We start from the raw sequence: 20828 nt of genomic DNA on the forward strand, positions 1-20828 counted from the left end.
TCCGCTCACTGGGGGAAGGTATAGACGAAGGGCGCGGTGGCCGGCGTCATCTGGTACAGGTTGAGGAGGCGGCGGTTGGCGTAGCGGTAGCGGTAGGCATACTCCAGCTCCACATCGAACATATAGGTGGTGCCGTTCCACCAGGGGATCATGACCCAGGCGTGGTCCCGGTCGTCATAGCCCACCCCGCCCGAGACCGGGTAGGCCTGGTAGCCCAGCTGCCGGGCCATGTACAGAAAGGCGCCCGCGAAGCCGTAGCAGTTGCCCCGGTGGTTCTCCAGGAAGAACTGTCCCTCCGCCATCGCCCAGTCCACGCTCCCGCGGGGGTAGTGGCTGCGGGCCAGATACCGGCCGTTGTCCCGCAGGTAGAGGTAGGCGGCGCGGAGCTTCTCCTCCTGGGTCATGGAGGGGTCGCAGCAGGCGTCCAGGGCCTGCCGCACCAGGCCGTCCAGCTGGGCATTGCCGCTGGTGTAGCGGCCGTCCGGGCCGAACTGCAGGCCGTTGTAGACGCCGTTTGTCAGGAATTCGGCGCCGTCTGCGGGGACGCAGTAGACCTCGTCCCCCAAAAGATAGACGCCGGCGGTGCGGCATTCAAAGCTGTACCCGTCCGCCGCCACCCGGTACAGCCTGCCGTCCAGCGTCACAAAGCCGGGCGCAAAGGTCCGGATGGACAGCCCGTCGCTGCTGTAACACACCGAGCCGTCCACCACCGACAGCCCCAGGGGCAGCCGGGTGAAGGTGACGCCGTCCGCTTCCACATGGTACAGCTGTCCCTCCACCGTCACAAACCCCGGCTCGAACCGCTGCCAGTCGCCCCACCCGCTGCGGTAGCGCACCTGGCCGTCCTCCGCCGTGACAAAGCCGCTGCCCTGCAGCGCCTCAAAAAGGCCGGACAGGCAGTTCTCGCTCTGGGCAAACTGCGCCGGACCCGGAGCTGCGGCGGCCGGCATGGCCAGCGCGGCCGCGCAGACCACGCAGAGCCCCATCATCCATTTGTGCTTCATGATCACTCATACCCCTTTTGTCCTGCGGCGGGTTTATGCAGGAAGTCCCGAATGTATGCAGCCGCGCGCGCCCGCGCCCGCCGTCCCGCCTTCGGCAAAAAAGCGCGTCCTGCAAGCTATATTTTCAAAAGTATAGCATCTTTTGCCGCTTTTTGCAAGAAATGTAACAGACTGCATATTTCATGTAATGAACTGCATCTTTTTGCAAAAACGCCCTCCGCCTCATTCTCCCCAAAAGACGGTCCGGGCGTTCTGGCAGAGGTTTGCCATCAGACCCGAGCCGGTGCTCACCTCGAATTTCACCACCCGCAGCCCCAGCTCCTCAAACCGGTGCCGGCAATGCACTGCACCAGGTGGACATGGGCGTCGATGATCTTCATAAGAGTCCTCCTTTGGTTTTTCTTATAGTATACAACGGACCGGGCGCAACTTCCAGCCCGCAGCGCTTGACAGCCGGCGCACGGGCTGTGTACAATAGGCTCGACAAGCGCAAACCGAACAGGCGGAGGGAATGCAGGATGCGAAACGACCGAGTCCATTGGGGCAGGCCGCTGGCTGCGGCGATGGTGCTGGTGCTGTGGGTGGCCGTCGCCAGCTTTTGGGTCACCGAACAGGTCAACCGGCAGGAGGAACAGGCCAGCTTTACCTCCTTGGCCGAAGAAGCGGACAAGCTGGCCCGCAGCATCGAGGAGCGGGTGGACAGCGACCGGGAGAAGCTGACCCTGCTGGCCGAGATCCTGGCGATGGGCGAGGAGGCCCCGGCGGAATATCTGGCGCTGTACCAGGACACCGGCAGCTTCTTTTCCCGGCTGGAACTGCTGCTGCCCGGGGACCGGGTGGTCACCGCCGACGGCGAGGAGGTCAGCGCGGCGGGCCGGCTGTCCTTTGCGCAGGAGGCCGCCCGGGGGGCCCACGTCACCGACCGGGAGACCGACCTGGACGGTCAGAGCCCGGTGGTCCGCCACTATGTGCCGGTGGTCCGCCAGGGGCAGACAGCAGCCCTGCTGTGCGGGGTGATCGAGCTGGGCGAGCTGGCGCGGGAGCTGCCCTACCAGCCCTACGGCGGCCAGACGGCGGTCTACCTCATCGACGGCGCGACCGGCGACTTCCTGGTGGATACCTGGCACACCGGCCAGCAGCCCGGCAACATCTGGGCGCTGGGCAGCCGCCCGATGGCGGAAGGCTACAACGACGCCCAGCTGCGCCAGGGCCTTGTGAACGGAGAGAGCAACTTTGTGGTCTTTCGGTCCCAGACCACCGGCGAATACCTCTATTTTTACTACACCCCCCTCGCGGTCAACCAGTGGCGGGTGGCGCTGTCGGTGCCGGAGCACCTGGTCTTTGCAAGGGCGCAGTACGTCCGCAGCCTGCTCGACCGGATGCTGGCGGCGGAGGGCGCGGCCTTCCTGCTCTACCTGTGCTGGATGGTCTATTACATCCGGCGCGAGACGCGGGAAATGGAGCGCCAGGGGTGGGAGGACGCCCTCACCGGGCTGTACAACCGCAACCGCTACCAGCACGACCTGCCCATTCTGGCCCAGGAGGGCCGCCGGGAACTGTGCTGCATCTTTGTGGACGTCAACGGCCTGCACGAGCTGAACAACACCCAGGGCCACCAGACCGGCGACCGGATGCTGCAGGAGGTAGCCCGGCAGATCCGGCAGGACTTCGGCACCCAGTGGTCCTATCGGGTGGGCGGCGACGAGTTCGTCATCTTTGCGGTGGACCGGGACCGGGAGGAGATCCTCCGCCGCACCCGGACCGCCACCCGGGAGCTGGAGCGCAAGGGCTACTACATCTCCGCCGGCGTCGCCTGGACGCCCGCCCCCGCCCGGGACCTTGCGCCGCTGCTCCAGGCCGCCGAACAGCGTATGTACGAGGCCAAACGCTCCTTCTACCAGAACGCCGCCTTCGACCGGCGGGCACGGTAGCCGCGACGGACGCTGCCTTTTGTTCTTGCGCTGCGGCTGCATTTGTGTTATTCTGTGCATAACAAAGCGCCGCAGGGTGCCCGGGGCCTTTTGCCAGAGGCCGGCCGGGAGAATAGGGAAACAGGTGCAAAGCCTGTGCGGGACCGCCGCCGTAGGGGGAGAGCTCCGGCCAAGGATGTCACTGCGTCCATGACGTGGGAAGACGGGCCGGCGCGCAGGGCAGATGTCTGCCCCCATCCCCGAGCCGGAAGACCTGCCCTGCGGTTCATACTGCGCGCCGCCCGGCTGCCTGCCGGGGCGGCGGGGAGGCAGGAGACGCGCCGCGGACGGACCAAACGCCGGCGTGGAAAATCATGGCGCAGAGCCGTTGTGCGCGCTGCGCTTTGGTTGTGCGCTGTTTTTTGGAGGGGCCGGGCCCCTCGCAGACGCTTTGTCAAGTGCCTTTCTCACAGGGTGAGGAGGGCGCTTTCTTTTTGCAGCGCGGCAGCGGACCGGCAGGCGAAAGGAGCATGAACGTATGAAACGCACCCGCTTTTTGGCATCCCTTGCGGCCCTGACCCTGGCTTTGCAGCTGGCCGGCTGCGGCAGCACGGCCCCCGGCGCGTCCCAGGCCCCGGCGGCCCTCGCCGCCCGGGAGACAGGCCACTATCCCGTGACCATCACCAACTACGACTACGCCGGCAACGAAGTCGCCTATACCTACCACCAGGCCCCGCAGCGGGTGGTGGCGGTGTACCAGGGCTCCATCGAGACCATGATCGCCCTGGGCCTGGAGGACCATGTCATTGCCTCCTACGGGCTGGACAATGCCGTCAAGGAAGAATGGCAGAACGGCTTTGCCCGGATGAACTACCAGGAGGACGTGTTCGCCCCCGACAAGGAGACGGTCACTTTGCTGCAGCCCGATCTGATCCTCTCCTGGGGATCGCTGTTCGGGGAGAAAAAGCTGGGCGACGTGACCGGCTGGAACGCCAAAGGGGTGGCCACCTATCTCAACACCAACACCCGGGCCGGCGGCCATCCCCGCACCCTGGAGAACGAGTACAGCGACATCCTCAGCCTGGGCCGGATCTTTGATGTGGAGGACCGGGCCCAGGCCCTGGTGGACGGGATGAAGTCTGCGGTGGCGGACACTCTGGCCGCCGTGGAGGGCAAAGACTCCGTCCGGGTGGCGGTGGTGGAACCCATCGGCGGGAACGTCACCAACTACGGCGCCAACTCGCTGGCGGGCGACATGGTCACCCAGCTGGGGGGCGTGCTGGTCCAGCCCGAGGGCAGCGAGATGAGCAAAGAGACGCTGGTGGTGGCCGACCCCGATGTGATCTTTGTGGTGTATATGGCCTACTCCGGCGATGACCCCGAAACGGTGATCGCCAGCCAGCTGGCGGCCATCCGGGAAGACCCCGCCCTGGCCAGCCTGTCCGCCGTGCAGCAGGGGCGGGTGTACCCCGTCATGCTGGGGGACATCTACGCCGCAGGTCCCCGCACTCTGGACGGCATCCGCACCATTGCCGCCGGGATGTATGGCGAGGAGGCAGCCTGATGGCCCGGCTGCGCAGCCGCCCGGCCTTCCTGGCCGCACTGGCCGTGCTGGGGGCGGCTTTGCCCCTGTCCCTTTTGGCGGCGGTGAGCCTGGGCACCACTTCCCTGCCGCCGGGACAGGTCTATACCGTCCTGCGGCATGAGCTGGCCCACTGTCTGGCCGGCGTCCCCATCCCCGAGGGGTGGGGCCCCGGCACTCCCCTGCACGACGTGGTCTGGCTGATCCGCCTGCCCCGCCTGGTGCTGGCGGCGGCGGTAGGGACCTGCCTGGCCCTCAGCGGAGCGGTGATGCAGGCCATTGTCCAGAACCCCCTGGCCGACCCCTATGTGCTGGGCATTTCCTCGGGGGCGTCCCTGGGAGCCTCTCTGGCCCTGCTGCTGGGCATCGGGGGCGGTTTTGTGGGCGGCATGGCCTTTGCAGGGGCTTTGGGCGCCTGCGGGGCGGTGATGTTCCTGGCAGGCCTCGGCGGCCGTCCCAATACGGTCAAGCTGCTTTTGGCAGGGTCTGCTCTGGCGGCGGTGTGCGGGGCCTTCTCCAACTTCCTGATCTACCAGGCCGACGCAGACCACGCAGCCAGCCAGGTGGCCCGCTGGACCATGGGCAGTATGGCCGCGGCCAGCTGGCCCTCCAACGGGGTGCTGGTGCCGGCGGCTTTGGCGGGCGCCGTCTTTTTCCTGACCCAGAGCCGCACCCTCGACCGGATGCTGCTGGGGGACGATGCCGCCGTCACCCTGGGGACCGACCTGCACCGGCTGCGGATGATCTATCTGGCGGTGTCCGCCCTCCTGACCGGTCTGGCCGTGTGGGCGGCGGGGATCATCGGTTTTGTGGGTCTGGTGGCGCCCCATGTGGTGCGGATCCTGTTTGGGGCCGGCCACCGGCGGCTGATCCCCCTGACAGCCCTGACCGGGGGACTGTTCCTGCTCTGGGCCGACGTGCTGTGCCGGGTGGTGCTGCCCGGCAACGAGCTGCCGGTGGGCATCCTGACCTCCATGCTGGGGGCGCCGGTCTTTTTGTGTCTGATGGCCCGCAGCCGGTACGGATTTGGAGGGAACGCCTGATGAAGCTGGAGATCCGGGAACTGAAAGCCGCGCCCGGCGGCAAGGAGATCCTTCACGGCATCGACCTGGCCGCCCACAAGGGCCAGTTCGTGGGGATCATCGGGCCCAACGGCAGCGGCAAATCCACCCTGCTCAAGTGCGTCTACCGCACCCTCCGGCCCACCGGGGGCGCCGTGCTGCTGGACGACTGTCCGCAGGAGAGCTGCTCCCCCCGCCAATGGGCCCAAAAGCTGGCCGTAGTGGCCCAGCACAACGCCTGCGCCTTTGATCTGACGGTGGAGGAGATGGTTCGGATGGGACGCGCGCCCCACAAGCGCGCCCTGGAGCGGGACACGCCCCAGGACAGGCAGACCGCCGCCCGGGCGCTGGCCGCCGTGGGAATGGCCGGGTTTGAAACGCGCAGCTTTTCCAGCCTTTCGGGCGGAGAACAGCAGCGGGTCATCCTGGCCCGGGCCCTGGCCCAGCAGACCCCCTGCCTGATCCTGGACGAGCCCACCAACCACCTGGACATCCAGTATCAGCTGGGCATGATGGACCTGGTGCGGGGGCTGGGCAAAACGGTGCTGGCCGCCCTGCACGATCTGAACATCGCGGCGGCCTACTGCGACTGGCTGTACGCCCTCCAGGACGGCCGCCTGGTGGGCAGCGGCCCGCCCCGCGCCCTCCTGACCCCCGCCTTCATCCGCAGGGTCTACCAGGTGGAGGCCCGGGTCCTCGAGATCGACGGCCAGCTGACGGTGCTCTACCGCACCAAACACACACAATAAATAAAAGCGCCCCTGCTTTCCCACAAGGAAAAGCGGGGGTGCTTTGTGTTTGGTTTCAGCCGTTCAGCAGAAATCGGCGGATGGCGTCTGCGGCGCCGCCTTCGGTGTTGCGGCCTGTCACGGTGTGGGCAGCTGCCAGGACTTCCGCCTGTCCGTTGCCCATGGCCACCCCCAGTCCGGCGGCCTGCAGGAGGGCAGCGTCGTTGCCACTGTCCCCCAGGGCCATCACATCCTTCATCCCAAGGCCCAGCGTCCGGACCAGGACCTGCACCGCAGCCAGCTTGCCTGCCCTGGGAGCGGTCAGTTCCAGGCCCCCGGGGCCGCAGTCCAGGATGAGGGCCGCATCCCCGACGGCAGCGGCAAAGCCCGGCCGCAGCTCCTGCGGGACAAAGGGCATATTGATCTTCAGCACGTCCAGGCCGGCCAGTGAGGCCGCCGGGGCGTCCAGCAGGCGGCCATGCCGGGCCACCACATTCTTATGGAACGCGCTTGGGCCCGAGGCTTCCACCCAGCGCCGCGCAGCCGCTGTCAGGTGGTAGCAGCTGCTGCGGTCTATGTACTCAACGGGGAGGTCCCAGCGCGCTGCGGCCTGTTCCACACAGGCCAGGGAGGCAGCGGAAAAGGCTCTGCGCCAAAGGCAGGCGCGGGTCCGGGCGTCCTGTATTTCGGCTCCGTCGCAGAGGATCAGCCATCCGACCCAGTCCGGCATGGGGTCCATCGCTGCAGGCAGACAGGCGGCAGGCCGGCCTGTGGCCACCACCACGGTGCACCCTCCTGCCGCCGCTCCTGCCGCCGCCTCGGCCAGACCGGACGCAAACAGGTCTGGGTCGCCGCCAAGAGCGGTGCCGTCCAGATCCAGAGCCAACAGTTTATAGTTCACAGGTGTCCTCCTTTACCATGCAGAACCGGCTGCCCCTGCGGATGCAGTCCATCAACAGCTCATACCCCGGCTGGATATGGCCGATGACGTTCACTTTCTCATCGGCGGGCAGGTCCTGGCGGATCAGCTGCACCTCCCCGGAATAGCGGCCGTAAAGGCAATTGTCCATGGTGATGCTCCCCCGCCTGCGCTCCTCACAGCGGTCCGGCTGCACCGGCGGACCGGCCTTGGCATAGGCCCGGGACTCCTGGAAGCGGACCAGCCAGCGGGGCGAATCCGGCCGGCAGGTGAACACCTTTCCATACAGCCCCTCCCAATCCGCCGTGAGGCGGACCGGCACCGGCAGCACCCCTTCGGTGCAAAAGCGGGCGATCTGGCCCAGCTGGTATGCGCTGACGCCCGGGTCACCGGCAAAAATGCCGTCCATTCCATAATTGACCGCCAGGTCGGCAAAGGCGGCCAGCGGGGCGGCCCCGCGGTGGGCTTCCAGGGTGGGCAATCCGGCGTGGAGAGGCCCCCGCAGCCCTTCATCCCCCGGGATAAAGGCATAGACCTTCATGCCGGCCGCCTGCAGCATCCGGGTGCTCTCGCGGAGAAAATCGGGGTCCAGGCCGGTCTCAGGGCGGGGATAAAAGTTGTGGATGGCGATGACATCCGGTCCCGCCGCCGCCAGGACCCTGGCCTGCTGCTCCGTGGTGGTAGAGGCATTGACCGCCACCGGCATCCGGGCGGCCAGGGCGCAGGCCTCTTCCAGGGTGAAGCCGTCATCCAGGCGCAGGCCCCACAGGCCCAGCCGCTGCGCCAGCTCCGCGATGTCCCGGCAGCCCAGCTGCCGGGCCGTCACCTCGGACACATCCGCCAGGATGCGCCAGCCCTGCCGGCGCAGCCAGCCGCACATTTCCCCCACACGGGCAGGGTAGTCGGGGGCAAATTCTTCCCCGATATGCAGTGAGATAAAAACAGGCGCACCGCCTGCCGGGCAGGCGGCAAGCGGTGCTTTCTGTTTCTCAAACTCTGTCAGGTAAGCCGACCGTCCGAGAAAATCAGGCATCGGCAACCTCCTCGGGCTTGATCATGGCGTTGGTGATCAGGAAGCCCATCACATAGCTGATGAGCAGACCCACCACATAGCAGCCCACACTGAGGGTGGCGCCGGAAGGCCCGGCCGTCATAACGAAGATGGCCAGCAGACCCGAGGGGCCCCAGGTGGTGGCAGCCACCTGCATGGCCATGACGAAGGCGCCGCCGAAGCCTGCGCCCAGACCGGCCGTGATGAAGGGACGGCCCATGGGGAGGGTGACACCGTAGATCAGGGGCTCGCCAACACCCAGGATACCTGCGGGCAGAGCGCCGGTGATGACTTCTTTCATCCGGGTGTTGCCCACCTTCTTGGCCTTGAGGTAGATGGCGATGGCCGCGCCCACCTGGCCGGCACCGGCCATGGCCAGCGCGGGGTACAGGGTGACATAGCCCAGCGTTTCCAGCTGTACCGAGTACAGGGCCACCAGGCCGTGGTGCATGCCCATGGCCACCATGGGCAGGAACAGGGCGGTGGAGATGTAGCCGGCCACGATGCGCATGATGAGGCTCTCACTCATGCAGACCTGCTGCACGATCCAGCACAGGCCGGTGGAGATGTAGCCGGTGATGGGCATGACCACCAGGATGTAAGGCACCGAGCAGACGATGAGGGTCAGCAGCGGGGTGAACATGATGTCCAGCGACTCGGGCATATACTTGCGGATGAACTTCTCCACATAGCTCAGGCACCACACGCCGATGACAGCGGCCAGGACGCCGCCGCGGCCGGCGCGCAGGATGGAATCCAGAGGCTGCACTTCATCGTACAGACCCAGGATCCGGGAGATCGTGTCGATGTTGCCAAGGCCGGTGATCATGCCCAGCATACCGCCCAGGATGGGGGTGGCGCCGAACTTCTCGGCGGCCCGGTAGCCAGCCCATGCCGTCAGGTAGCTCAGGAATGCGGCGTTGATCAGGGCCAGAAGGTTGTAAACGATGCTCCAGAAGGAGCTTTCGGCATAGTTGGGCATTACCTGGGTCATCAGGGTAGCCAGGCCCGAGCACAGGCCGGCCGCGATGACGCCAGGCAGCAGGGGCACAAAGATGTCTCCGAAGGTCTTGAGCATACTCTTGACCTTGCTCTGCTTCTGGCCCGCCTTGACAGCCGCCTTGTTGGCCTGCCAGTCGTTTTTGGTATTGGCACTGCCCGCAGCGGGGATGCCCATGCTGCGGCAGATGTCGGCGCACTTGCGGCACTTGCCGGGGCCCACCACGATCTCCACATAGCCGGGCCTGTCGTGCACCACCCCGAGGACGCCCTCGATCTTCTTGATGGCTTCCTCGTTGATCTTGCTTGCATCCTTGACCTCGATCCGCAGTCGGGTCATGCAGTTGGTGGCAGAGACGACATTCTGTTTGCCGCCCAGGTTTTCCAGCGACTGCCGGACCAGTTCTTCATTGGTCATTGCTTAGTCCTCCTTTTTGATCCGCATGGTTTTATTCGACAGGCGGCTCGCGCCGCATTGTCCACAATCATCCCTCGATGGCGGCCCGCACATGGCCGTGGGCCTGTTCGAGGCGGCGGGCGGCTTCCTCTGCCCCGCAGCCGGCCAGCAGCATGGTGATGGCGCACTTGACGCTCCCCCCTGCCGCATCGATGGCCCTGCGCGCTTCCTGCCGCTCCACGCCGGTGGCATCTATGACGATATTTTCGGCCCGCACGTGCAGCTTTTCGTTGGTCTGCATCACATCCACCATCAGATTCTGATAAGCCTTGCCGATCCGCACCATCGACGCGGTGGAGATCATATTCAGGATCATCTTCTGGGCGGTGCCCGATTTCATCCGGGTGGAGCCGGTCAGCACCTCGGGCCCTACCTCCACCTCAATAGCGAGGTCAGCAGCTTTCCCCACGGCGCTGCCTGTATTGCAGGCAATGGCGGCAGTGCGGCAGCCCACGCTTTTGGCGTATTCCAGACCTCCCAGCACATAGGGAGTACGGCCCGATGCCGCGATCCCCACCACAAAATCTTTGGCGGTCAGGCCATGGGCCTCCAGGTCGCTGCGGCCCAGTTCACGGCTGTCCTCTGCCCCCTCGATGGCCTTGAGGAAAGCTTTCTCGCCGCCGGCGATCAGCCCCACCACCATCCCGGGATCCACTCCGAAGGTGGGCGGACATTCGGCTGCATCCAGTACGCCCAGCCGGCCGCTGGTGCCCGCGCCCATATAGAACAGCCTTCCGCCCTGTTCAAAGGCTTCCACCGCCCAGTGGGCTGCCTGCGCGATCTCGGGCAGCTTTTTGGCGATCGCCAGAGGCACCCGGGCATCCTCCTCGTTGATGGCACTGACGATCTCCAGCTCGGTCATGGTATCCAGATCCATGGTGCGGGGGTTGCGCCGCTCGGTGGTCATTCCGTTCAGATTCAGTTTCATTTCTTACCCGGCCTTTCTGCTGTTAAATACACCCTGATGGAGCGTTCGTGTGACTGCATTATAGGCCTTTGAAAACAAAATGTCCACATTTTCCGGCAATTGTGGTATAATGTTTCACGATAGGATGATTTCTGAAATTCTTCTCCATGTTTTAGATATTTTTTGTGCAAAAGCCATAATCGAGGAGGTTTTTATGAAGAATGCACTGCTCCGGCTGCGGGAGAGCTGCGCCTCCCTCAGTCCTGCCGAACAGCAGATCGCCCGCTATATCATCTCAAATCCCGAGGAATCCACCCTGCTCTCGGTCCGGCAGCTGGCCCAGCGGACCTTCACGTCCCCTTCCAGCGTGGTGCGGGTCTGCCGGTCGGTGGGCTTTGAGGGATACAAGGAGCTGCGCCGTGCTCTGGTGGGAGAACTGGCCGCCCTGGGAGAGACAGGCCGTCACCCCGAGCAGGAGCTGACCGCCGGGGACAGCGTCCACGAGATCATCCAGAAGGTGACCCAAAAGAATATCCAGTCCCTGTCCGATTCCCAGCGTCTGCTGGCGCCCGACACGGTGGAGCAGTGCGCACAACTGCTGGACAACTGCCGCAGCGTGCTGCTGTTTGGGCTGGGGTCCTCGCTGTGTGTGGCCCGGGACGCCTATCTCAAGTTCCTGCGGCTGGACAAGCCCTGCGTCATCAACGAGGACTGGCACGCCCAGCTCCTTTCGGCCCGCTATGCCACCAGCCGGGACGTGGGGATCGTCTTTTCCTATTCGGGTCAGACGGTGGAAGTGATCGAGTGCATGAAAGCCATGAAGGCAAACGGCGCGCCCCTCATTGCCGTCACCCGCTATTACCCCTCCGAAGTGGCCAAGCTGGCCGACTACAATCTTTACATTGCGGCCAACGAGTCACTTTTCCGCAATGGGGCCATGTCCTCCCGTCTGGCACAGCTCAACGTGGTGGACATTCTGTACACCACTTATGCCAGCCTCCACTACGAGGACACCCTGCGCAAACTGACTCTGACCCATATCTACAAGCCCGGCGAGCCGGAAGACGCCGCGCCATAAAGCTGTATATGCGTCAGGGCGAAAAAAGCGCCCGCCAAAGATGCGGGCGCGCCAGGCTTCTTGTCCGGACTGCGGCCTGTCACGGTTTGGGCCGGGCCTTACAGTTCCAGGCCGCCGACCCATTCGGTCACTGCGGCCGGGGCGTCCAGCACGCTGCTGCGGGAGATGGAAAGCCCGTCCTCCCAAACGGCAGCGCCCGGCTGGAGCTGCTGGATGGTCTGGATGGTGCCGGCAAACCGGCTGCCGCCGTGGACGGTAAAGGGCACGATGGTCTTGCCGCTCAGGTCATAAATAGACTTTTGTGGGATACGAATACGTAAACGCTTGCATGGTTTCTGCCTCCTGTACACATTCGAATGAACAGCTGTGTCCCGCCCGGCTCGTTTGGTCTCTTGTGGAACGGGAAGTTTCCTGCTATAATGCAGAGGGCAGGACCGTTTGCTGCTTCCGATTATAAACTCCGGTTGTAACAACCGGTCAAGTCCCCCATTTTAAATTTTTTGTGAATGAACCGGGAGGCTGCCATGATCTATACCATGATGCAGGTGTGCAAAGAGGCGGATATGACCTATCAGGCCCTGAAATTTTACTGCAACGAGGGCCTTGTGCCCTATGTCAAGCGGGACCACAACAACCGCCGGGTCTTTGATGAGCGGGATCTGAAATGGATCAAGGACCTGGTCTGTCTGAAACGGTGCGGCATGAGCATCCAGGAGATGAAGGAATACCTGGAGCTGTGTTTGCAGGGCCCGTCCAGCATCCCCCAGCGCAAGCAGATGCTGGAACGCAAGCAGGAGGCCCTGCGCAGCACCATCCAACAGCTGGAGGAAAGCGTCGCCTACATCGACTGGAAACAGACCTTCTACGACGAGGTGCTGGCGGGCAAGCGCCCCTACGAGAGCAATCTCATCCCGGCCGGCGGCCAGACAGAATATGCCAAGACGGGGAGGGACCCGAATCTATGAAACTTGAAAAGCTGATCCAGGACAAGGGGCTGACGGGCACCGAAGCCGCCGTGCTGGAATACATCGTGGCAAACCTGGACCATGTGCTGCGCGACGGGGTGCGCGGGGTGGCGCGGGCCAACTTCACCTCCACCTCCACCATCATGCGGCTGGCCAAAAAGATGGGCTATGGCGGGTTTGTGGATATGTGCTACAAGCTGCGCTCGCTGGTGGAGATGCCCCAAAAGACCGAGCAGGAGGAAGTGGACTTTCTCAGCAGCTTCGGCACCGTCTCCCTGCTCAACTACAACACCTACACCCAGGTCAAGAGCTGCGCCCAGCAGATCATCCGGCAGACCGAACGGACCATCTTCATCTATGGCACCGGCTTTTCGGGCACGGCGGGCGAATACCTCTATCATAAGCTGCTGAATATGGGCAAGCACTGTCTGTTTGCCAGCGGCGGCGATTCGGTGGGCATCTTCGAGAACTCCCTGGACCGGATGGGGATGTTCATCGGCATCTCAAAGTCGGGCGAGACCTCCCTGGTGCGGGACAAGATCAAGACCGCCCAGGAGAACGGCGTCTTTACGGTGGCCATCACCGGCGACCATGAGAACAGCGTGGGCCAGTTCGCCGACATCTGGTTCCGGGTGGAGGATCTGTGGAAGCTGGACGATCTGAACGTCATGCCCAACACCTTTTTCCCCCAGACCCTGATGCTGATGGAATTGATCGCGTATGAATACCGCCGCTTGTGCAAGTCCGACAATGACCTGCCGGTGTGATTGTGTATTCCGCACAACCGTTTTCGCGCGCTGGCCGCAACCTGTTACCGATTGGGGTAACAGGTTTTCTTTTGCCCAAAAAGAGTTTACACAGGGCAATTTTTTTGGCATATTGTGTGTAAAGACAGCTGTCGCGCAAACCGGGCGGACGCGCCCCGCGGAAAACACAATGGAAAGAAGGAATCATTTCTCATGAAAGAAAAAGTCATGGACGCCATGCAGCGCTTCTCCAAAGCGATGTTCATCCCCGTCCTGATCCTGCCTATTGCTGGTATTCTGATCGCGGTCGGCAACCTGTTCACCAACACCCGTCTGATGGAAGTGCTGCCCTTCCTCAACAACCCCGTCACCACCGGTTTCGGCACCCTGCTGTCCGGCTCGCTGAACGCCATCATGACCAACCTCGGCGTCATCTTCTGCGTGGGCCTGGCGGTGGGCCTGGCCCACAAGAAGAAGTCCGAGGCGGGCTTCATCGGCCTTCTGGCTTTCCTGGTGTTCATCAACGCCATGAACCGCTTCATGGGCCTGACCGGCATCCTGGTGGAAGGCAACCTGAGCGGCACCGGCCAGACCACCGTGCTGGGCGTGCAGGTGCTGGATATGGGCGTCTTTCTGGGCCTGATGCTGGGCATCATCGTGGCCTGGATCCACAACCGCTTCTGTGAGACCGAGTTCAACAACGCCTTCCAGATCTACGGCGGCACCCGCTTTGTGTTCATCGTCCTGATCCCCCTGATGGTGGTGCTGGCCGTCGTCCTGACCTATGTGTGGCCCTTCGCCCAGGCGGGCATCAACTCTCTGGGCAGCTTCATCCAGGCTTCCGGCAACTTGGGCCTGTTCGTCTACGGTATGCTGGAGCGCCTGCTCATCCCCACCGGCCTGCATCACCTGGTCTACACCCCCTTCCTGTACACCTCCCTGGGCGGCGTCGCTGAGGTGGGCGGCCAGATCTACGAGGGCGCCCGCAACATCTACTACGCCGAGATCGCAGACCCCTCTGTGGCAGTCCTGAGCCAGTCGGTCATCTGGGACGCCCGGGGCATCTCCAAGATGTTCGGCCTGATCGGCGCCTGCCTGGCCATGTACCACACCGCGCGCCCTGAGAACCGCGGCAAGATCAAGGCCGTCCTGATCACCGCCGCCACCACCTCCTTCATCGCGGGCGTCACCGAGCCCATCGAGTTCAGCTTCCTGTTCGTGGCTCCCATCCTGTTCGTGGTCCACGCCGTTCTGGCCGGCTCCAGCATGGTGCTGCTGAACGTGCTGGGCTGCCGCGCCATCGGCCCCAACGGCTTCATCGACTTTCTGCTGTACAATGTGCCCCTGGGCACCGGCAAGACCCACTGGCCCGTCTACATCCTGGTGGGCGTCATCTACTTCGTTCTGTACTACGTCATCTTCCGCGTCCTGATCGTCAAGATGAACCTCAAGACCCTGGGCCGTGAGAGCGAGGGCATGGAGATGAAGCTGCACAGCAAGGCCGAGTACAAGGCCAAGGTGGCCGCGGGCAAGTCCGCCGGTCCTGCTGCGGACAGCGCCGTGGACGCCGCCCTCATCGTCAGCGCTCTGGGCGGCAAAGACAACATCCTCAAGGTCACCAACTGCTACACCCGTCTGCGCACCGAGCTGGCGAACCCCGACCTCGTGCAGGAGGACGTGCTGAAAAACCAGACCGGCGCCAACGCCGTCATCCGCAAGGGCAAGAACGTCCAGGTGGTCTATGGCCTCAAGGTCAATGCCGTCCGCAAGGCCGTGGACCAGGAACTGGGCTTTGCCGACCAGGAATAAACGAAAAGAGGTTTTGAAGATGAAAAAGTTTTCGATCGTCATCGCCGGCGGCGGGAGCACCTACACCCCCGGCATCGTGATGATGCTGATGGACAGCCTGGACCGCTTCCCCATCCGCAGCCTGAAATTGTACGACATCGACGCCGAGCGCCAGGAAAAGCTGGCCAAAGCCATCGCGCTGGCCATGCAGAAGGTGGCGCCGGATGTGGCGTTCTCCTACACCACCGACCCGAAGGAAGCCTTCACCGATGTGGATTTCTGTATGGCCCACATCCGCAGCGGCGGCTACCCCATGCGGGAAAAGGATGAGAAGATCCCGCTGGCCCACGGCGTGGTGGGCCAGGAGACCTGCGGTCCCGGCGGCATCGCCTACGGTATGCGCAGCATCCCCGACATCATGCAGCTGATCGATTATATGGAGGCGTACAGCCCCGACTGCTGGATGCTGAACTACTCCAACCCCGCCTCCATCGTGGCCGAGGCCTGCCGGGTCCTGCGTCCCGGCGCAAAGATCATCAACATCTGCGATATGCCTGTGGGCACCCTGCGGCGGATGAGCTACATCGTGGGCAAGGACCCCAAAGACCTGGATGTACGCTACTACGGCCTCAACCACTTTGGCTGGTGGACCAGCGTCAAGGGCAAGGACGGTACCGACTACACCCCCCAGCTCATCGACTATGTCAGCAAGAACGGCTACCTGACCGCCAAGGCCATCGAGACCCAGCACATGGATTCCAGCTGGCAGGAGACCCACCGCAAGGCCGCCGATCTGCTGGCGGTGACCCCCGACTGCCTGCCCAACACCTACCTGAAATACTACCTCTACCCCGACTATGTGGTGGCCCACAGCGACCCCAACTACACCCGCGCCAATGAGGTGGAGAACGGCCGCGAAAAGACCGTGTTCGGCGCCGCCAAGGCCATTGTGGATTCGGGCCGGTTCAACGGCGACGAGTTCTCCATCGACAACCACGCCAGCTTCATCGTGGACCTGGCCCGGGCCATCGCCTACAACACCCACGAGCGGATGCTGTGCATCGTGGAGAACAAGGGCGCCATCTCCAACTTTGACCCCCACGCCATGGTGGAAGTGCCCTGCCTGGTGGGCAACGAAGGCCCCGAGCCCCTGTGCCAGGGTGAGATTCCCACCTTCCAGCTGGGCATGATGCAGCAGCAGGTGGCCGTGGAAAAGCTGGTGGTGCAGGCTTACTGCGAGCACAGCTACCAGAAGATGTGGCAGGCTTTGACGCTGAGCAAGACGGTGCCCAGCGCCAGGGTGGCCAAAGAGATCCTGGACGATCTGATCGAGGCCAACAAGGACTACTGGCCCGAGCTGCACTAAAATATCCATCGCCCGCCGCCGCAGTGTGCCCCTGCCCTGCGGCGGCTTGTGCGTACCAAAGGAGGAAACAAGATGGAACTGATCAGTCAGAAAATGCGCACCCTGGCCCCCGAGCTGGACCCGCTGCGGATCGGCACCGGGTGGGCCCCGGAGGACCTTGCAAAGCCCCAGGTCATCATCGAGAGCACCGCCGGGGACAGCCATCCCGGCAGCGGCCACCTGCCCATCCTGGTGGAGGAGGTGCGCAAGGGGGTGGCCGAGGCCGGAGGCTATGGCGCCCGGTACGCCTGCACCGACATCTGCGACGGCGAGAGCCAGGGCACCGACGGCATCAATTACAGCCTGGCCAGCCGGGAGATCATCGCCAACATGATCGAGATCCACGCGAACGCCACCCCCTTTGACGCCGGGGTCTACCTGGCCAGCTGCGACAAGGGGATGCCCGCGAACCTCATGGGCTGCCTGCGGGTGGACATCCCCTCGGTGGTGGTGCCCGGCGGCACCATGAACGCCGGCCCCGAGATGCTCACCCTCGAGCAGCTGGGGATGTACAGCGCCAAATTTGAGCGGGGCGAGATCGACCAGGACAGGCTCAACTGGGCCAAGCAGAACGCCTGTCCCAGCTGCGGGGCCTGCAGCTTCATCGGCACGGCTTCCACCATGCAGATCATGGCCGAGGCTTTGGGCCTGGCTTTGCCCGGCAGCGCCCTGATGCCCGCCACCAGCCCCGACCTGCTGGCCTATGCCCGGCAGGCCGGCCGCCGCGCCGTCGAGATGGCCGGCTGCGACGCCATGCGCCCCAGCCGCATCGTCACCATGGACAGCTTTGAGAACGCCATTCTGGTCCATGCCGCCATCTCCGGCTCCACCAACTGCCTGCTGCACCTGCCCGCCATCGCCCACGAACTGGGCATCGAGATCACCGGCGACACCTTCGACCGGCTGCACCGGGGCGCCCGGTACCTGCTGGACGTCCGCCCCGCCGGCCGCTGGCCCGCCGAGTGCTTCTACTACGCCGGCGGCGTGCCCGCCATCATGGAGGAGATCCGGGACCACCTGCACCTGGATGCGATGACCGTCACCGGCAAGACCCTGGGCGAGAACCTGGACGAACTGAAAGCCAATGGCTTCTACCAGCGCTGCCAGAAGTGGCTGGACCAGTTCAACGCGCGCTATGGCGTCCACATCACCCGGGAGGACATCATCCGTCCCTACGACAAGGCCATCGGCACCGACGGCTCCATCGCCATCCTCAAGGGCAACCTCGCCCCCGAGGGCGCGGTCATCAAGCACACCGCCTGCCCGAAAGAGATGTATAAGGCCGTCCTGCGGGCCCGCCCCTTCGACAGCGAGGAGGAATGCCTGGCGGCCGTCCTCCACCACGAGGTGCAAAAGGGCGACGCGGTGTTCATCCGCTACGAAGGCCCCAAGGGCAGCGGTATGCCCGAGATGTTCTACACCTCCGAGGCCATTTCCTCCGACAAGGAGCTGGGCCGCAGCATCGCCCTCATCACCGACGGGCGGTTCTCGGGCGCGTCCACCGGCCCGGTGATCGGCCATTGCAGCCCCGAGGCCGTGGACGGCGGCCCCATCGCCCTGGTGGAGCAGGACGACCTGATCGAGATCGACGTCTTTGCCCGCAAGCTGAACATCGTAGGCGTCCGCGGCGAGCGCAGGACCCCCGAGGAGATCGACGCCATCCTGGCCCAGCGCCGCGCCAACTGGCAGCCCAAGCCCCGCAAGTACACCAAAGGCGTGCTGCGCCTGTTCAGCGAGCTGGCCGCCAGCCCCATGAAGGGCGCCTATCTGGACTACGACGCCCGCTGAACCAAGCCCCACCAGCCCGCAGCCCGAAGGACGGCTTCTGCCGGAATCAAAAGCTGTGAGCTCATTTTTCCCCCGACATTCCCAAACTCCAGCCAAACAGCGGCAGGGACTTCCAACAAAAGGCCCTGCCGTTGTTTTATTATCTTTTGGATGCCAAAAACGTCCCTATCCAAAAGCTGCAAAGACAAAACAGGGCCCCGGAGACCCTGCTGTAAGATACCGGCCATGCTTCATAAAACGCTTGCGCATCGCAGAAGGCATTGCACGCATCAAAAGCAACGCTCCTGCCGGAACAAGGCGGCGCCTGCCTGCTGTGGCACAACGCCGGCGACACTTTGTTCTCTTGCCATCATCATCGCCTGCACCTCGGCCAAGCAGTTCGGCCTCAGCGAGCGCTCCCTGCGGGCGTGGGAAAGCGAGGAGAAGGTTATCAGTAAGAGGTGTTGGGAGAGGTATTTTCAGAAGCTGCTGGGGATACTATGAGCTCTTTCCAGATTCCCTCTGCAAAGGCCCAGTGGCCTTGTTCCGTAAAGTGCACGCCGTCGTACGCCAGGCCCACACCCCACGCTCCGGCGTCGGCAAAACGGACCCCCAATCGCTCCGCCAGCGCTCGATACTGCACGGCCAGCTCTGCCGAGGCATCGATCAGGCGCTGCTCCTGCACCCACGCGCCGAAAGCCACCGGCGGCGGCGCGATGAGCAAGATTTTATCATGTTCCACCGTCAACTCGGCAAGGAAACGCAGCATTCTTTGTGCTGTCTCTGACGGGGTACGGCCCTGCAGCAGGTCATTGGTACCCAGCATTACCATCAATAAATCTGTGTCAGCCGGAAAGGCAGGCGCCTGTGACGGTATCGCCCGGCCATTCATCCCCCAATTCAGGATCTCCCAGCCGGTCCGCCGGGCAAGGATGTCCACCCATCGATTGTCCGCATCATATCGCCCGCCGAGCCAGCCACGCGGGTCGAAACCATAGGTGTTGGAATCACCGTAGCAGATGACTTTCACCGCTTTCCTCCTTGTATCAGTTTCTCCCACACTTCATGGTATACATCGGCCGTTCGGTCATCAAAGCAGGCGAACAGGACCGACATGCCGGCGTCCGGGTAAACCTTCATCCAGTCGGTGACCGCCTTGAGTGTGATCTCAGTCGCCGCCCGCAGCGGATAGCCATAAACACCGGTCGAAATGGCTGGAAACGCAATGCTGTGGATGCCATGCGCCCGGGCCAGCTCGAGGGAGTTCCAATAACAGCTTCGGAGCAATTTGGCGTCCTCGGCTGCGCCGCTGTACACCGGGCCGACGGTGTGGATGACGTACTTTGCCTTGAGACGGTAACCCCCTGTGATCTTTGCTTCGCCGGTTTTGCAGCCGTGCAGGGTGCGGCATTCTTTCAGCAGGTCAGGGCCGGCAGCCCGATGGATGGCTCCATCCACGCCGCCTCCACCCAGCAAACTATTGTTGGCGGCATTGACGATGCACTCTACATCCGCCTGGGTAATGTCCATAGTGCGAATCACGATGTGGTTCTTCCCTGTCAAAGCCCGGAATGTATCGAACCGACGCAGAACCGCTCTCAAGTCATCGGGCAGGTACTGCCGGCATTTTTCTTTCAGCGCATCGGGGACGCCATAAAAGCCTTCCGCTATGCTGCCAGCAATGGCAGTCAGAGTATCGCAGTCACCGCCCAGCGAGACGGCCGTGCGGATAACGTCCTCAAAACTCTCCCCTTCCAGAAATGCAGTGATGGCCTCGGGGACTGTTTCCATGCAGGACTCAACGTGATGATAAACCGGTCGTATCTCGTCACAGGTACGATCCAGCGCATAGCCGAACTGTTTCTTGATGTAATCGCGGATCTCTGCTTTGCTGTGCCCGGTCCGTGCCAGGAAAATGGCACTGGCGGTCGCCTCTGCGCCCTTGATCCCCTCAGGATGATTATGAGTGACCACAGCAGACAGGCGGGCTGCACGACGCACCTCATCCAGCGCATCAAACAGCCATGCTGCCGAAGATACCCGCATGGCCGAACCATTGCCAAAACTGCCGTAGGGCCGTGGATCTTTCTCCCGCAGCCACTGTGAAAACCTGGCGCCATACCCGGCGTCAGGGTAGCGTGCGCCGTACTTTTGCATCGCATATACGACGTTTTCTTTCACCACCTCATCCGTGAGACCTGTACTGCCGGTTTGAGCAAAGTGCCTACCACAGGCTTCAACGGTATTCATCAGTGCCTCGGCGACAGCCAGGGTCATGACGCTGTCATCGGTGAAGGTGGAATCTTTGGAGAAAAGTGGAAAATTCTTCGTCTTTCCACCTTGGTCAAACTCATAGGGGCTGCCAATGATATCTCCTAAAATGGCGCCATACATAAAATCGCTCCTTTTAACGATGTGTTTCATTGAGTGCTGTTCCACCTATTTCTCGATTGCTGTTTAC

The 20828-nt window shown here is 63.3% G+C and carries 19 protein-coding genes, 1 pseudogene and 1 riboswitch; of the genes and pseudogenes, 10 read left to right on the forward strand and 10 right to left on the reverse strand.

The annotated features are described in order from the left end of the window. Positions 1-5: 5 nt before the first annotated feature. Positions 6-1004: a transglutaminase-like domain-containing protein gene (locus B5E66_RS01470; RefSeq protein WP_087228204.1), complete on the reverse strand. Its 999-nt coding sequence runs from the start codon at positions 1002-1004 to the stop codon at positions 6-8. A 222-nt stretch (positions 1005-1226) separates the two neighbouring features. After that, positions 1227-1349, reverse strand: coding sequence for a hypothetical protein (locus B5E66_RS13500; RefSeq protein ID WP_255396620.1), 123 nt, complete (start codon positions 1347-1349; stop codon positions 1227-1229). A gap of 173 nt (positions 1350-1522) precedes the next feature. Between B5E66_RS13500 and B5E66_RS01475 the strand changes: the two genes are divergently transcribed. The 4 genes from B5E66_RS01475 (at position 1523) to B5E66_RS01490 (ending at position 6306) form a co-directional block, all read left to right on the forward strand. After that, complete coding sequence (locus tag B5E66_RS01475) at positions 1523-2935, forward strand: GGDEF domain-containing protein (RefSeq protein WP_143406913.1); 1413 nt, start codon at positions 1523-1525, stop codon at positions 2933-2935. A 57-nt stretch (positions 2936-2992) separates the two neighbouring features. Further along, a riboswitch (cobalamin riboswitch) is annotated at positions 2993-3210 on the forward strand. Between the two features lie 242 nt (positions 3211-3452). Beyond that, positions 3453-4478 (forward strand): ABC transporter substrate-binding protein, encoded by a 1026-nt coding sequence (locus B5E66_RS13535; RefSeq protein WP_087228206.1) that lies wholly within the window; start codon positions 3453-3455, stop codon positions 4476-4478. Next, the gene (locus tag B5E66_RS01485; protein WP_087228207.1) at positions 4478-5539 is read left to right on the forward strand and encodes a FecCD family ABC transporter permease; all 1062 of its coding nucleotides are present in this window, start codon (positions 4478-4480) and stop codon (positions 5537-5539) included. The genes B5E66_RS13535 and B5E66_RS01485 overlap by 1 nt, the downstream gene beginning before the upstream one ends. Then, positions 5539-6306, forward strand: a complete 768-nt coding sequence (locus B5E66_RS01490) for an ABC transporter ATP-binding protein (protein WP_087228208.1) — start codon at positions 5539-5541, stop codon at positions 6304-6306. Before B5E66_RS01485 ends, B5E66_RS01490 begins: the two co-directional genes overlap by 1 nt. Before the next feature lie 55 nt (positions 6307-6361). On the opposite strand, the gene B5E66_RS01495 is transcribed toward B5E66_RS01490, so the two are convergent. The 4 genes from B5E66_RS01495 to murQ form a co-directional block, all read right to left on the reverse strand. After that, complete coding sequence (locus B5E66_RS01495) at positions 6362-7186, reverse strand: HAD hydrolase family protein (RefSeq protein ID WP_087228209.1); 825 nt, start codon at positions 7184-7186, stop codon at positions 6362-6364. Beyond that, the gene (locus B5E66_RS01500) at positions 7176-8237 is read right to left on the reverse strand and encodes a MupG family TIM beta-alpha barrel fold protein (RefSeq protein WP_087228210.1); all 1062 of its coding nucleotides are present in this window, start codon (positions 8235-8237) and stop codon (positions 7176-7178) included. Before B5E66_RS01500 ends, B5E66_RS01495 begins: the two co-directional genes overlap by 11 nt. Continuing rightward, a complete protein-coding gene (locus B5E66_RS01505; protein ID WP_087228211.1) occupies positions 8230-9672 on the reverse strand; it encodes a PTS transporter subunit EIIC in 1443 nt (480 codons plus the stop codon). Before B5E66_RS01505 ends, B5E66_RS01500 begins: the two co-directional genes overlap by 8 nt. A 67-nt stretch (positions 9673-9739) precedes the next feature. After that, complete coding sequence (gene murQ, locus B5E66_RS01510) at positions 9740-10639, reverse strand: N-acetylmuramic acid 6-phosphate etherase (protein ID WP_143406914.1); 900 nt, start codon at positions 10637-10639, stop codon at positions 9740-9742. A 193-nt stretch (positions 10640-10832) separates the two neighbouring features. Between murQ and B5E66_RS01515 the strand changes: the two genes are divergently transcribed. After that, the gene (locus tag B5E66_RS01515; RefSeq protein WP_087228212.1) at positions 10833-11696 is read left to right on the forward strand and encodes a MurR/RpiR family transcriptional regulator; all 864 of its coding nucleotides are present in this window, start codon (positions 10833-10835) and stop codon (positions 11694-11696) included. A gap of 98 nt (positions 11697-11794) precedes the next feature. Here the strand turns inward: B5E66_RS01515 and B5E66_RS13055 are convergent, their stop codons facing one another. Beyond that, positions 11795-11962 carry a hypothetical protein gene (locus B5E66_RS13055; protein WP_158098302.1) on the reverse strand — a complete coding sequence of 56 codons (168 nt, stop codon included), beginning with the start codon at positions 11960-11962 and terminating at the stop codon, positions 11795-11797. A gap of 258 nt (positions 11963-12220) precedes the next feature. Here B5E66_RS13055 and B5E66_RS01525 point away from each other — a divergent pair, with 258 nt between their 5' ends. The 5 genes from B5E66_RS01525 (at position 12221) to ilvD (ending at position 18388) form a co-directional block, all read left to right on the forward strand. Then, on the forward strand, positions 12221-12661 hold the full coding sequence (locus B5E66_RS01525; RefSeq protein ID WP_087228214.1) for a MerR family transcriptional regulator: 441 nt from the start codon (positions 12221-12223) through the stop codon (positions 12659-12661). After that, positions 12658-13428, forward strand: a complete 771-nt coding sequence (locus B5E66_RS01530; protein WP_087228215.1) for a MurR/RpiR family transcriptional regulator — start codon at positions 12658-12660, stop codon at positions 13426-13428. Before B5E66_RS01525 ends, B5E66_RS01530 begins: the two co-directional genes overlap by 4 nt. 192 nt (positions 13429-13620) lie before the next feature. Then, complete coding sequence (locus B5E66_RS01535; RefSeq protein WP_087228216.1) at positions 13621-15216, forward strand: PTS transporter subunit EIIC; 1596 nt, start codon at positions 13621-13623, stop codon at positions 15214-15216. 19 nt (positions 15217-15235) lie between these two features. Then, positions 15236-16561: a 6-phospho-alpha-glucosidase gene (locus tag B5E66_RS01540; protein WP_087228217.1), complete on the forward strand. Its 1326-nt coding sequence runs from the start codon at positions 15236-15238 to the stop codon at positions 16559-16561. Positions 16562-16639: 78 nt separating this feature from the next. Next, a complete protein-coding gene (gene ilvD, locus B5E66_RS01545) occupies positions 16640-18388 on the forward strand; it encodes a dihydroxy-acid dehydratase (RefSeq protein ID WP_446718499.1) in 1749 nt (582 codons plus the stop codon). Positions 18389-18818: 430 nt separating this feature from the next. On the opposite strand, the gene B5E66_RS01555 is transcribed toward ilvD, so the two are convergent. From B5E66_RS01555 to B5E66_RS13205, 3 genes and pseudogenes are all read right to left on the reverse strand, one after another. Continuing rightward, complete coding sequence (locus tag B5E66_RS01555) at positions 18819-19397, reverse strand: GDSL-type esterase/lipase family protein (protein WP_087228220.1); 579 nt, start codon at positions 19395-19397, stop codon at positions 18819-18821. Next, complete coding sequence (locus tag B5E66_RS13200; RefSeq protein WP_342394990.1) at positions 19394-19930, reverse strand: O-acetyl-ADP-ribose deacetylase; 537 nt, start codon at positions 19928-19930, stop codon at positions 19394-19396. Before B5E66_RS13200 ends, B5E66_RS01555 begins: the two co-directional genes overlap by 4 nt. Positions 19931-20029: 99 nt before the next feature. After that, positions 20030-20791 (reverse strand): annotated as a pseudogene (locus B5E66_RS13205) (ADP-ribosylglycohydrolase family protein); the annotation flags it as partial. Positions 20792-20828 lie beyond the last annotated feature (37 nt).

Source organism: Faecalibacterium sp. An121, assembly GCF_002160915.1.
Lineage (GTDB): Bacteria > Bacillota > Clostridia > Oscillospirales > Ruminococcaceae > Faecalibacterium > Faecalibacterium avium.